We start from the raw sequence: 12,867 nt of genomic DNA, 5'->3' as shown, positions 1-12,867 counted from the left end.
TCCATCGGGCATACCCGGTAGCGATCTGTGGCTGGTACGGATCTGTGGTCGGTGGCGATCTGTGGCCGGTACGGACAAACAGCTACCCGGTGCGCCCGTGGTCGGGTTTGATGCGGGTTTGAAACGTTCGGGCGGCATGGCCGGCTCAAGCACGGCAGGCGCCGTGACGGTGAGGGAGAACATCGGTGAGGCGTGTGACCGGTTTTGGGCGTCCTTCCCGGCCGAGGGACACGGCTCCGCCCGGTCCGCCCGGTCCGCCCGGGCCACCCGGACCGTCTGCTGGGGCGGAGCAGACGCCCGCCCCTGTGACGCCCACGGCCCCGGCGCCCACGGCCCCGGCGCCCACGGCCCCGGCGCCCACGGCCCCGGCGCCCACGGACCGGGTCGAACCGCAGGTGCCCGCGGCTTTGCGGGTGGCCGCCGGCTGGTCCTGGCGCCTTCTCATCATCGGTGCGGCGATCTACGTCATCCTGATGGCCGTCGGCCGGATCCGCATCGTGGTGATTCCGGTGATCGCCGGTCTGCTCATCAGCGCGTTGATCCGCCCGGTTGCGTTGGCCCTGCGCCGACACTCGGTGCCGAGACTGGCCTCCTCCTTCCTGACCGTCGTCGGTTTCCTGATCATTGTGGTGGGCGTGGGCGTGGGTGTCGGCTTCAATGCGGCCAACGAGTTTCCGAGCCTGGCTGATCAGGTCGGCAATGGTGTGGAACAGGTCCGTGACTACCTGCAGGACGGACCGCTGCACCTGTCGCAGAAGCAGTTGGACGATCTCACCAACACCATCACCCAGACGCTGGCGAACAACCGGGGCCGCCTTGCCTCCGGCGTGCTCTCCGGCGCCACCGTTGCCGCCGAGGTGCTCACGGGCCTTCTGCTCATGCTGTTCTCGACGTTCTTCTTCGTCCACGACGGTGACCGGATCTGGGGCTGGATCGTCACCCGCTTCCCACCTGACAGTGAGGCACGGGTGCGCGGCGCGGGCCGGGAGGCATGGTCGACACTGACCGGATACGTCCGCGGCACCATGGTCGTAGCGCTCGTGGACGCCGCCGGTCTCACGATCGGGTTGTTGGTGGTCGGGGTTCCCCTCGTGGCACCCCTGGCTCTGCTGACGTTTCTGGGCGGGTTTATCCCGATCGTCGGAGCTGCCGTGGCCGGCGGGGCGGCGGTGCTGGTCACGCTCGTCTCCAACGGTTGGGTGCCCGCCCTGGTCATTCTGGCGGTCGCGGTCGGCGTTCAGCAGGTCGAGGGCCACCTGCTGCAGCCGCTGGTGATGCGGCGGGCCGTGCGTCTGCATCCACTGGCGATCGTCATCTCGCTGTCCGCCGGTGGTGTGCTGGCCGGTATCCCGGGAGCGATTGCCGCTGTGCCGTTCGTCGCCGTGGTCAACCGGGTGGCCGGCTACCTGGCTCGGTCCGGGAAACAGTCAGCTGCTTGCGATGGTTGAGTCGGACACAGGAGAGTGCCGGGCCCATCTCGTCGGATGATCAGGAGCGGCTTGTGTCCACGCAGAGCGTTTCACCACAGGTGGTCTCGACCACCACCACGGATCACGAATCAGTCACGCCGGTCACCACGGCCGCGTTCTGGTTCGACCCCAGCTGCCCGTGGGCATGGCTGGCCTCGCGCTGGGCGCTGAACGTCGAGCAGGTCCGGCCGGTGCGCTTCAGTTGGCATGTGATGAGCCTGGCCGTGCTCAACCAGGGCAGGGACCTCCCGGACGAATATCGGCAGCTGATGGACCGCGCGTGGGGCCCGGTGCGGATCTGCGTGGCTGCCGCGGCGAGGCACGGCGAGGACGTGTTGCTGCCGCTGTACACGGCGCTGGGCCGGCGTCGCCACCTGCAGAAGGCCGAGTGGGAAGCCGGCACCTTCGCGGCGGCGCTGGCCGAGGTCGGCCTGGAGCCGGATCTTGCTGATGCGGCGACATCGGAGGAGTTCGACGATGCGTTGCGGGCGAGCCATCAGGACGGGATCAGCCGCGTGGGCATGGACGTCGGCACGCCGGTGATCGCGGTGGCGGACACGGCGTTCTTCGGCCCCGTCGTCACGCCGACGCCCAAGGGCGAGGCCGCGGGCCGGCTCTGGGACGGCGTGCTGCTGGTCGCGGGCACTCCCGGCTTCTACGAGCTCAAGCGCACCCGGGACAGCGGCCCCGTGTTCGACTGATCCGCCCACTCGGATCGGGTCCGACCGGGTCGGTGCCAGCCGCTGTGAGCGGGTTGTTGCTGTCAAGGACCATCCGGTGAACAGGATCGGGGACCGATGCCCCGCGGGTGTCGCCCGTCAGGTGTGTCTTTCCTAGATCATTGGAGCGGGGGGAGTAACGGCGGCCTGCGACGGGCATCATTTCGTTCCATGCGCGTCCATCTCGGTTCCGACCACGCGGGCTTCGAACTCAAGATCTCATTGATCACTCGACTGGCCGAGCTGGGTCATTCGGCAGTTGATCACGGCCCGGCCGCCTACGACCCGGATGATGACTACCCGCCGTACGTGATCGCGGCAGCCGCGGCCGTAGTGGGCGAACCGGGCAGTCTGGGTGTCGTCATCGGCGGGTCCGGCAACGGCGAGGCCATCGCCGCGAACAAGGTCACCGGCGTGCGCGCCGCCCTCGTCTGGAATATCGAAACGGCCCGGCTCGCCCGGCTGCACAACGACGCGAACGTCGCGAGTATCGGTGCGCGGATGCACACCGTTGCGGAGGCCGTCGGCCTCATCGAGGTGTTCCTGGGGACGCTGTTCAGCGCCGAGCAACGTCACATCCGGCGGATCACCATGCTCACGGCCTACGAGCGATCTGGCGTGGTGCCGATCACGTCCGCGCCACTGGCTCCCTGACCCGAGTGCCCCGGCCTACGGCCCAGCCGGACACAAGGATTGAAACAGGTGTTGACGCAGGCGTCAGGGCGGTCTGAGTTACCCTCGACGCTGCGTTCGGGGGACGGTCGTGGGGGCGGTGGCGGGGTCGGTCCATGGACGCCGCCGAAGGACGACGGTGCGTTCAGCCTCGGCCATGTCGTCGAGGTCGGGCCGGGCGACGTCCCGGGCTCGCATAGCCGTTCCCGGCGGCAGCCGCGAGCGTCCGGCGCCGACCAGGGCACGTAGGCCGGGATCACCCATGTCCCGCCGACGCCCTGATCGCTCGGTCGGATCGCTGTCGGAACCGGCTGGGCTCGGTGGGGTCGGACCGTCGTCGCCGGGGCTGGTGGCTGTCGCAGGGCCTTCCGTCATCGATCACTCCTGTTCGGTGCGACGCCCACCCGGCGCGGACATCCTCGGGATCCAGAATGCCCCGGTGCGGGGGGCATGGGCCGGCTGGGCGCGGATCGCCCGGACACAGGATTCGCAACCGGTTCTCGGGCACAATGCATTGACCCGCACTGGCGAGATCCGAAGGGAGTTGGCGGCCGGGCTGCGTACTTTACGAGTCCGTTTCAGATCTTTCGTTCGATTACGCTTGGTATCAGCCTCAGTATTTCAACGACAGTACCACCATTGGGTGAATAAACGGGGTGCAGACCTGTTCCGATTGTCTTTCGTCCGAACACTGTCGGAGGGGGCGCTGGTGGGAACGACTGGCGCGATCAGGGTGGGATCGGCGTGGGGTCAGGGCGCGTGATCGTTCCGGTGGGCACTCGTCATCCACGGCAGCACGATTCATTGACAATACGCAGACAACTGTCGACGCAAGGTCGCCGATGGCATAACCCCCATCCCGGTCGGTGACGATTCGGTATCCGACGGTGGGCATGGTGTGACGAAGGGGTCATTGTCGGATGTGTGTCGCAGTGACGTGCGGGTGGCGGGCGAAGAGGGGCGCCCCGCCTGCGAGAGGATGTCCGAGGTGTAGGTGCGTCAAGCGGTGCCGAACGGTGGGTGGGCGGCGGCGTTCGCGGGTCGTCGGCTCGGGTACGACGTTCGCCGCGAGATCCCTGCGGGCATGGTTCGTGTCGTGTTGCCGGAGGCCTCGGGGAAGGCCGGTGAAAGGATGGGTGGGCGCATGTACGGATACCTGCTGTCCATCCCGCGTGGCCAGCACGTGCCGCCAGTCTGTTGGCGGCGCAATGGTGGATCGTCGGTCGGTCCTCGCCGGGTGAATACTGATTTGGCAGCTCGGATCGCACCGGCGCGGCGATGCCGTATCGAAGCTTCGGCCGGACCTATTCGGGCGTGACGAGGTGTTTCGCGATCGGCAGGTGATCGCGACCGCCCTTGTCGTTGCCGACGCAGCTTGGGAGTGACTCTTGGACCACGTTCCCGTCAGTATCGTCATCCCCGCCTACAACGAGGCGCACCGGCTCCCGGAGGCGTTGCCCCGTCTGGTGGCTGTGGTGAGCACGCTTGCCGGCGCGGAGGTGATCCTTGTGGACGACGGCAGTACCGACCGTACTGCTGAGGTTGCCGAGCGGTTGTTGAGTGAGCTGCCGCGGGCACGCGTCGTGAGCCTTCCGTGGAACTCCGGTAAGGGTACGGCAATTCGCACGGGTGTCGCGATGGCGCGGGGCGCGTCGATCGTGTTCATGGACGCGGATATGGCTTCGGATCTCAACGACCTGCCGCCGCTTCTCGCGGCGCTCAACGATGCCGAGGTTGCGCTCGGGTCGCGCCGGATCGGTGACAACGCGCTACGCACGAGCGGCCGGCGGATGGGTAGCTGGGCGTTCAACCGAATCACCCGGACCCTTGCGGGACTGGACGTCGCCGACACCCAGTGTGGCTTCAAGGCGTTTCGGCATGCCGAGGCGAAGCTGCTCTTCAGCCTGTCGCGGTCCACGGGTTTCGGCTTCGACGTTGAGGTCATCGCGCTTGCGCGGTCGATGGGTTACCGAATCGCCGAGGTTCCCGTGCACTGGTCGGAGATGGCCGGCGGGACCTTTCGGGTCACCAGGCACACCCCGGCGATGCTGGTCGACGTGATGCGGGCCCGGCGGTACCGGCGGCGGGTACCTGTCCTGCCCACGCCGCTGCACCTGCGGACCAGCCAGGCAGCGCCGTCGGTGGTCCTGCAGGCGGTACCCTCGCCGCTGGCTGAGGCAAGGCGCCTGGGTGCCGCGGCAGGGACGGGCACCCATCCAGCGCCGGAGGCGGAGGCATCCCGGACTCCGGGCGCCCGGGTGCTCAGTATGGGTGCGGCCGGTATGGGTACGGGCGGTATGGGTACGGGCGGTATGACTGCCGACGGTAGCTCGGTACAGACGCCCGGGTCGACCAGGACCGGAGGTGGACGGGACCCCGGCCTGACGTCGGCTCCGCGCGAGGTCGTATGATCATCGTTGGAGCAGACAATCCGGCGGTCCGGTGGTCGTTGCGGTCGTCGTCGTCGTCACCGCCGTCGCCGCCGTCGCCGTCCGGCCCGCAGGGTGGCGCACTCGTGGCGGTCTCCGACCACCTCGGCCGTACGCCGCGGTGGTCCATCGCGGCGATGGCCGCCGGTTTCGTCCTGCTGTGTCTGCTCCAGGCGCCTGGCAGGCTTGCTGCGGACACCAAGCTCGATCTTGCGGTGGACCCGGCCGGCTTCCTTGCCGCCAGCACCCATCTGTGGCGTTCGAGCTCGGATTTCGGCCTGCTCCCCAACCAGTACGTCGGCTACCTGTTCCCGATGGGGTCGTTCTTCGCCGGCGGGAAGGTGCTGGGCCTACCACCGTGGGTCACCCAGCGGTTGTGGATGGCTCTGATACTGACCGTCGCTTCGTGGGGAGTCATCCGGCTCGCGGACACGTTGCGCGTCGGTGGCCGGACGCATCGGGTGATCGGCGGGATTGCCTACTCCGTATCGCCGTTCGTCCTGGGAAAGATCGGCTCCACCTCCGTCGCGCTGACGGGGAGTGCAATGCTGCCGTGGATGGTCCTTCCGCTCGTGCTCGCGGTGCGGCGGGATTCATCCGGATCGTTGCGGCAGCTGTCGCCGCGGCGGGCCGCAGCACTGTCCGGGCTCGCGATTTTCGCGACCGGCGGCGTCAACGCGAGCGTCACCCTGGACGTCCTGCTGTGCCCGGCTGTCGTGCTCGTTCTGGCCGGAACAGACCGGCGGGCCTGGGCCCTTCGGGGTTGGTGGATCCTGTCGGTGCTGCTCGCGACCGGATGGTGGGTCCTGGCGCTGGCGACGCAGCGGCGGTACGGCCTCAATTTTCTTCCTTACACCGAGACCGCCGTCACCACGACCGCCACGACGTCGGTCGGCGAGGCGTTGCGGGGCGCCAGCGACTGGATGGCCTACCTGCGTCTGCCGAGTCCATGGTTGCCCGCGGCGTCCGAATACGTCACCACCTTCGCCGCGGTTCTCGGATCCGGCCTGGTGGCGGCACTCGGAGTCTGGGGGCTCGCGCGCGCCGATCTGCCGGCCCGACGCTTTCTGGTGCTCACGTTCGGGGTCGGGGTCGTCGCCATCTGCGCTGCCTACCCTGGGCAACCCGCAAGTCCCTTGGCGGATACCGTCCGCGATCTGTTCGGCGCTCCGTTCGGCTTCCTGCGCAATGTCTACAAGTTCCAGCCGGTGGTCCGACTACCGATGGCGCTCGGCCTCGCTCATGCCCTGTCCGTCGCGGCCTCGTGGCGGCGCCCCGATCGGGGTGGCGCGGTTGGCGGGGTCCGGCGGCGCGACCCGATCATCCGGCTCATCCGGCGTGGGCGGCCGGTCGGGCGCCGCAGGGTCGCCGCGCGGCGGCCGGGTCTGGTCGTGGTCGTCGTGACCGTCGTGACCGCCGCCTGCGTGATTGCGGGAATGACCCCCGCACTTGCGGGCAAGCTCACTCCTGCCGGCACATTCAGTAACGTTCCGGGCTACTGGGGGCAGGCTGCGCAGTGGCTGGCGCGAAATCCGGCCGGCGGCCGGACCTTGGTGCTGCCGGGAACGGCGTTCGGTGAGTACAGCTGGGGTCGGCCGTTGGACGAGCCGATGCAGTGGTTGGCACAGACACCCTGGGGAGTTCGCAGCCTGATCCCGCTCGGTGGGACCGGCGTCATCCGGTGGATGGACGGGATCGAACGCCAGCTCACGCTCGGATCCGCACCAGGGCTTGCCGAGGCACTGGCCCGGGCCGGGATCGGCCAGGTGCTGGTCCGCAATGATCTGCAGAACAAGGACTGGGACGTGCCGCCGTCATCCGCGCAGATCAGCGGTGCGCTGCGCGGATCCGGTCTGCAGCAGGCCGCGAGGTTCGGCCCGATGCTCCCGGCCCGTTCCGCGGGAAACGCCAGGCTTGTCCCGGCGCTACGTAATCCGACGCAGCGGGTGCCTGCCCTGGAGGTGTGGGTGGTCCCGGGCGGAGCCAGCATGGTGCAGGCGTATCCGGCAGCTACGGCCCTGATTGTGTCCGGGGGTGCCGAGGCGACCGTGGAGATGGCGGCCCAGCGGGTGTTGCCCGACCAGGCCGCCGTGTTGGCCGGTGACCTGGCCGCAACGGCTGGCCCCACCGCGGCTGATCCCACCGCAGCTGGCCCCACCGCGGCTGATCCGGCTGCGGCCGATGTCGTCGGCCCACGGACCACCTGGGTGGTGACAGACACATTCACCCGCCGTGACAATCGGTTCGGGCTCGTCCACGGCGCTCAGTCCTACGTCCTAGGGCCGCATGAGGACGTCGCGGGTGCCACGGGGCCACCCGATCAGTGGACCGATCGGCCGGCGGCCGAGCACCAGACGACGGCCGGCTATGTCGGTGGGATGTCGGTCACCGCGTCGTCCTACGGCTTTGAGTTGGTGGCCGCGCCTGACCTGGCGCCCGCGAACGCCGTGGACGGTGATCCCAGTTCGGCATGGCAGAGTCTGAGGACGGACCGGGGCTCGGCGGGGCAGTGGTTGCAGGTCGACGTCGCGCGAACGGTCGAGGTACCGACGTTGACGGTGCAGCTGCTGGAGGAGAGCCCGTCCCGTCCGACCGTGCGGGCGCTGCGGGTGACCACCCAGGCCGGTTCGGTGGTCACCCCGGTCAAGCCGATCGAATCCGCACAGCAGCTCGCGGTACCCACCGGTCCGACCCGGTGGTTCCGGGTCGGCTTCGAGCAGGTTGCCGGCGGCGGGGGCCCCTTTCTGGGCGCGGGAATTCGTGAACTGACGATTCCCGGGATCAGATTTCAGCGGTATCTGCAGGCACCCTCCGACATGGCACGGTGGTTCTCCGGCGCGGCGTCCGGGCGGATCGTCTACGCGTTCGCGCGTAACCGGGCCGATCCATCCCAGCCGTTCGAGGATGATGAAGAGCGGCAGCTCAGTCGGCGGTTTGATGTACCGCGGCCCCTTGCGTTCACCGTCCGGGGTGCGGCGGTGCCGATCGCGCCCCTACTGACCGGAGCCGGCGGGATGTCCGACGGCGGACAGGACGGCACCGGCGGTCAGAGCGCACGTGGCGACGGCTCGTCGAGCGTGGCTACAGGCCCCGGGCAGCCGGGGACGGAGCCCGTCGCCCTTCCCTGCGGCTCGGGTCCGATGGTGATCATTGACGGGCAACGGTATTCCACCCGGCTCGACGGCCGGCCGGATGACGCTGGAGCGCTCCGGTCCGTCACGATGAGTCTGTGCACCGACGGTGGAACGGTCACCTTGAGCGCCGGCCCGCATCTGCTGACGACCGAACCCGGGTCGGCGCCGTTCGCGGTTGGCTCCCTCACCCTGGTCGACGGCGCGCTAGCGGCGCCTTCGGTACCTGTTCGGGGTACTCGGATCACCGGCTGGACCTCGGAGCGGCGCACGGTCGAGATTGCGGCGGGGGAGCGTAGCTATCTTGCCGTCCGGGAGAACGCCAACGCTTCGTGGACCGCGACCGTGAACGGCGTGTCGCTTCCGGTGATCCGACTGGATGGCTGGCAGCAAGGATGGATCATTCCGGCCGGGGTGGCCGGAACGATTGTCATCGTGAACCGGCCCGGGCAGACGTACCGCCGTGACCTCGGCGTCGGCATGATCATGGTTGCGGGGCTGATCGCGCTGGCGGTGCTCCCGGCCGGCTTGCGCAAGCCGGCCGGCCGGGCATCGCGTGGGCAGCGCACCCGTCGCTGGGGTATCCGTCGCTGGGGTACCCGACGCTGGGGTACCGGTCGGTGGGGCACCGGTCGGTGGGTCCGGCGGCAACAGCCCGAGCAGGTGCGAGATCAGCTCCGCTACGGTGTCATCGCGGCCGGCATGTGCGCGGTTACACTGGTCGCAGGTCCGGTTGCGCTGGTAATCCCGGCGCTGGTCGCGGTTGCTCGACGTTGGTCAACCGGGCTGTCCTGGCTTGCCGCCGGCTGCGTGGGCGCTGCCGTGACGGTGGTGGCGCTGACGCCCGACAGCCTCCCGGGCTCTGGCCGGGGAGCCTTCGGCTGGCAGGTCCAGCTGTGCGGCGCAGGCGCGTTCGCATGCGTGCTCACATCCACGGCCGTCCGTCGCGTCGTGCGGCCAGCCGATCGCCCGTCGGTGTCGGTCCCCGCTCAGAGCGATCGTCGATAGCGGGGCAGGTCCGGTCGGTCCGCCCCGCTGTGGACTCGGGATTCCTTGATCTACCCCTCTGGTGCCGGGCACGCTCGGTTTCGCTGGATCCTGCGTGGCGGATCATCGGCTATCATGCATCAATATTGTTTAGCAGTTGGGTGTTAGTTGTGTATTTTTCGACTGGGCATGTTCGGCAATGTGCTCTTCTGGTTGGATGCGGCGTTGCTGCGTGACCAGGCAATCTCGCAGGCAATCCGGCATATCTATACCGGGTTGCCGGGTATATAGAGTGGACGCCGCCCGTGCCTGCCAGTAGGTCATTACAGCCTTGGCCGGCTGCGAATCGGCCGTTCTCGCATCTCATCGGTTCACCTGAGAAGAGCCGCATCCAGTGGATTTGTTCCGGGTCTGCCGCAGGTGATCGGTTCGTGCGACATATCCGGCGATAAAAGAGGTCTTCGCCACTATTCCTGCCCGAATCTCGTCAACTGACCTGACGGGACGGAAACTGGGTCGTGTGGGGTGTGTCGTGGGGACATTTCGCCGCTCTGAGCCGAAGGAAGGTGTCAGAATCGACTCCCGCGAGATGTGGCGGCCGGCGCCGGTTGCGGAACCACTTGTCAGCCTGATTCCGTATCCCCGATCCGGGTCATCCACTCCCCACCTGTCGACCGGGCCGGTGCACGCAGGTCCGGTGCACGCAGGGCACGAGCCGGTGCGGCCTGCTCGTGACCGGCGTTTTTCGGTGCTGGAAAATATGATCATGGCTTCTGATCGCCGGTCGGCGCCGGTTTCGGTTGGCATGATCGCACGCACCCGTGAGGCCATCGACCTGGTGACGTTGCGCAGGGCGGTGCAGGGTGCCGCGGCCCGGTATCCGATGGCGCGAGCACGGATGCGCACCGGCCTGCTTGGCCGGCGGTGGTCATTCCCGGACGTCGCCGATATTCCGATCATCACAGCCAGTGGTCATGATGATGGTGACCTCTGGGATGCGTTCGCCGGCCTGTGCTCTCGCCCTTTTGCCTTGAGCCGGGTGCCTGCGGTGCGGGTTCTGCACATGCGGTTGCCCGAGGATGACGCACTCGCGGTTGCCGCGCATCATGTCGCTCTCGACGGATTGAGCGTGGCGATGTTGCTGCACGCGATCCTGGAGCGCTGTGTCGTCCTGGAGCCCCGTGTCGCGCTGGAGCCCCGTGTCGTCACCAGGACGCGCCGTCCACGCGGGACAGCTGTTGACAACCTGGTGGACGGCGGTGTTTCCGGGAGCGCTACCGCCAGGGGTGACATCTGCGGTGGAGGCATTGCCGGTGGAGGCATTGCCGGTGGAGGCATTGCCGGGGGCGACATTGCCGGGGGCGACGCGTGCGCCGGGCTCCCGCGCCACCGTCGGCGGGCAGCCCCGTCCATGGAGCGGATCAGCCGCCTCGTGCCTGGCGTGGCGCCGCTGCGCCAGCCGGTGCAGGGGCGGATCGCCCCCGCGCCCGGCCTCGGCCGTGCCAACCGCACATCACCGAACAGCCGGGCCTGCGTCTACGGCGTGTACTGCATGGCGGTTCCCGTCCCCAAGCCCGGACGGTCTGCCACCGGTGGCACGGTCACCGTCAACGATCTTCTGTTGGCAGCCGCCGCGGCTGCGGTGGAGCAGTGGAACACCGCGGCCGGGCGGGAGACCGGGCGGTTGCGGGTACGGATGCCGATCAACCTCCGCGACCGCGATGGGGAGGTTGCCCTCGGCAACCATACGGGCGATGCGGTGATTGCCATGACACCGCTGGACCGCCGGGACCCCGAAACCCTGCTGGCCGCGGTGTGCAGGCAGACGGCGGCCAACAAGGCGGCAGGGCCACCAGCGGAGACCGGGAATGCCCTGCGCGGTACAGCCTGGCTGCCCGGCCCGGCGCGGCACGCGCTGCTGCGCGTCGCCGCGACCGTTGCGCGACCGCTACTTATGCCGACGGCCAGCGTGACGAACCTCGGACGGCTGCCTGGCCGGCTTACATCGGGTGCTGATACTCCGCGGATCACATCGCTGTACTTCGCTGCATTCGCGGGTTTGCCACAGGGGCTCGTGATCACTGCCACGGGCTATGGTGACGATCTGAACCTGGCGTTCTGTTATCATCGTGACCTTTTTGATCAATCGGCTGTGCGGCGCTTCGCCGCGCTCTACCGGGTAGCTCTCGATGACCTGACCCGGGTACCCGAGCCGCGCACCTGATCACGGATCGACCTGGTTGACCAGGTCGACCCGTGATGGAGGGCTTCGGTGCCGTGGCACGAGGAACCCCTGGCGCACTAACCGGCCGCGGCAGGGGCTCTGCCCGCTTCCACGGCATCGGGCCGGGCACAGCGGACTGCGGCGACCAGCAGGTCCTCCCCGGTCGCGGCCCGTACCTCGATCGGGCCGGTGACACCGGCCCGATCGAGTGCGGCACGAGCATCGGCGAGGCCCGCACCGTAGAGCACCGCGACCGCATGGCCGAAGCCGTCCCCGGCACGCAGCGTCCCGTCCCGGTAAGGCCCGTCGCCTTCGGGGATATTGCGATATACCAGGTCGGTACGGCGCAGGACTGGCAGTGCCTGCCTCGGCGACAGCAGGAATTCCGCTCGGGTGACAAGGACGTCCGCGCGGCGTGACTCCCGCGGGCGGCGGCCCGGTGTGCGGTTGTCCAGCCTGTCCATCTCGGCGGTCACGATGCGGGCCAGCAGCTCGGCGGTGGCGTCCCAGGAGAAGCGTGCGGCCCACGCTCGGGCCCGTTCGCGCCAGCGGGTCGCCGTGACCGGGTCCGCGAGGGCGGAAAGTGCACGGTCGATCGTGGGTCCGAGCGCATCAGCGTCATCCGCCAACCAGCCGGTTTTGCCATGGCAGACGGCATCGCGTAGCCCGGGCACGCGGAATGCCACGGCCGGGACACCGTGGGCATTAGCCTCCAGTACGGACAAACCCCACCCTTCGCCGTGGGACGGATTGACAGTCAGCCAGGCCGTCGACAGCAGCCGGTCCCGTTTCATCGCCGTCACGTAGCCGTGCCAGTGCACAATGTCCTCGCCGAGACCGAGCCCGGCCGCGTGCCGGATGAGCCGTTCCCGGTCCGGTCCGTCGCCGACCACGTCGACGACCAGTCCCGGGTGGGCCGCGCGAAGCGTGGGAAGCGCGTCGAGCAGCAGGTGCAGCCGCTTGTGCGGGACGAGGCGGCCCACACAGACGATGGTCGGTCGGTCCGCCGGTCGGCCAGACCCGTGATCCCACGGAAGATCGACGCCGCCGGGCACGATGAAACGTGGCCCGCGCAGCTTCAGGACCTCCCACGCTTCGTCCCTGGTCGAGGGTGACACGACGGCCACCGGACACTGCCGGTACACCCAACGGCTGCCGGGGGTCTCCATCAGCTGGCCGATCCTGGCCACGGGCGCCGGGAAGTAGAGCGGGAACTGCCGCTGGTGGACGTGGTGC

The 12,867-nt window shown here is 68.7% G+C and carries 8 protein-coding genes; 6 read left to right on the top strand and 2 right to left on the bottom strand.

Translation table 11 applies throughout. The annotated features are described in order from the left end of the window. Window positions 1-395 precede the first annotated feature (395 nt). The 3 genes from U9977_RS07030 (at window position 396) to U9977_RS07020 (ending at window position 2,842) form a co-directional block, all read left to right on the top strand. Window positions 396-1,448: an AI-2E family transporter gene (locus U9977_RS07030; protein ID WP_416210498.1), complete on the top strand. Its 1,053-nt coding sequence runs from the start codon at window positions 396-398 to the stop codon at window positions 1,446-1,448. A gap of 80 nt (window positions 1,449-1,528) precedes the next feature. Beyond that, window positions 1,529-2,170: a disulfide bond formation protein DsbA gene (locus U9977_RS07025; protein ID WP_322748384.1), complete on the top strand. Its 642-nt coding sequence runs from the start codon at window positions 1,529-1,531 to the stop codon at window positions 2,168-2,170. 189 nt (window positions 2,171-2,359) lie between these two features. Beyond that, window positions 2,360-2,842, top strand: coding sequence for a ribose-5-phosphate isomerase (locus U9977_RS07020; protein WP_322748368.1), 483 nt, complete (start codon window positions 2,360-2,362; stop codon window positions 2,840-2,842). Window positions 2,843-2,920: 78 nt separating this feature from the next. Here U9977_RS07020 and U9977_RS07015 read toward each other — a convergent pair whose 3' ends face one another. Next, window positions 2,921-3,235 (bottom strand): hypothetical protein, encoded by a 315-nt coding sequence (locus tag U9977_RS07015; protein WP_322748367.1) that lies wholly within the window; start codon window positions 3,233-3,235, stop codon window positions 2,921-2,923. Window positions 3,236-4,248: 1,013 nt separating this feature from the next. Here U9977_RS07015 and U9977_RS07010 point away from each other — a divergent pair. The 3 genes from U9977_RS07010 (at window position 4,249) to U9977_RS07000 (ending at window position 11,631) form a co-directional block, all read left to right on the top strand. Next, on the top strand, window positions 4,249-5,271 hold the full coding sequence (locus U9977_RS07010) for a dolichyl-phosphate beta-glucosyltransferase (protein WP_322748366.1): 1,023 nt from the start codon (window positions 4,249-4,251) through the stop codon (window positions 5,269-5,271). Continuing rightward, window positions 5,268-9,428, top strand: a complete 4,161-nt coding sequence (locus U9977_RS07005) for an alpha-(1->3)-arabinofuranosyltransferase domain-containing protein (RefSeq protein WP_322748365.1) — start codon at window positions 5,268-5,270, stop codon at window positions 9,426-9,428. Before U9977_RS07010 ends, U9977_RS07005 begins: the two co-directional genes overlap by 4 nt. A gap of 784 nt (window positions 9,429-10,212) precedes the next feature. Beyond that, window positions 10,213-11,631, top strand: a complete 1,419-nt coding sequence (locus tag U9977_RS07000) for a hypothetical protein (protein ID WP_322748364.1) — start codon at window positions 10,213-10,215, stop codon at window positions 11,629-11,631. A gap of 77 nt (window positions 11,632-11,708) precedes the next feature. On the opposite strand, the gene U9977_RS06995 is transcribed toward U9977_RS07000, so the two are convergent. Further along, a partial coding sequence (locus U9977_RS06995; protein WP_322748363.1) for a glycosyltransferase occupies window positions 11,709-12,867 on the bottom strand: 1,159 nt, incomplete at its 5' end.

Origin of the sequence: Protofrankia sp. Cas8, assembly GCF_963555845.1 — a bacterium.
Taxonomy (GTDB): domain Bacteria; phylum Actinomycetota; class Actinomycetes; order Frankiales; family Frankiaceae; genus Protofrankia.
This window is presented reverse-complemented; position numbering and strand designations above follow the sequence as displayed.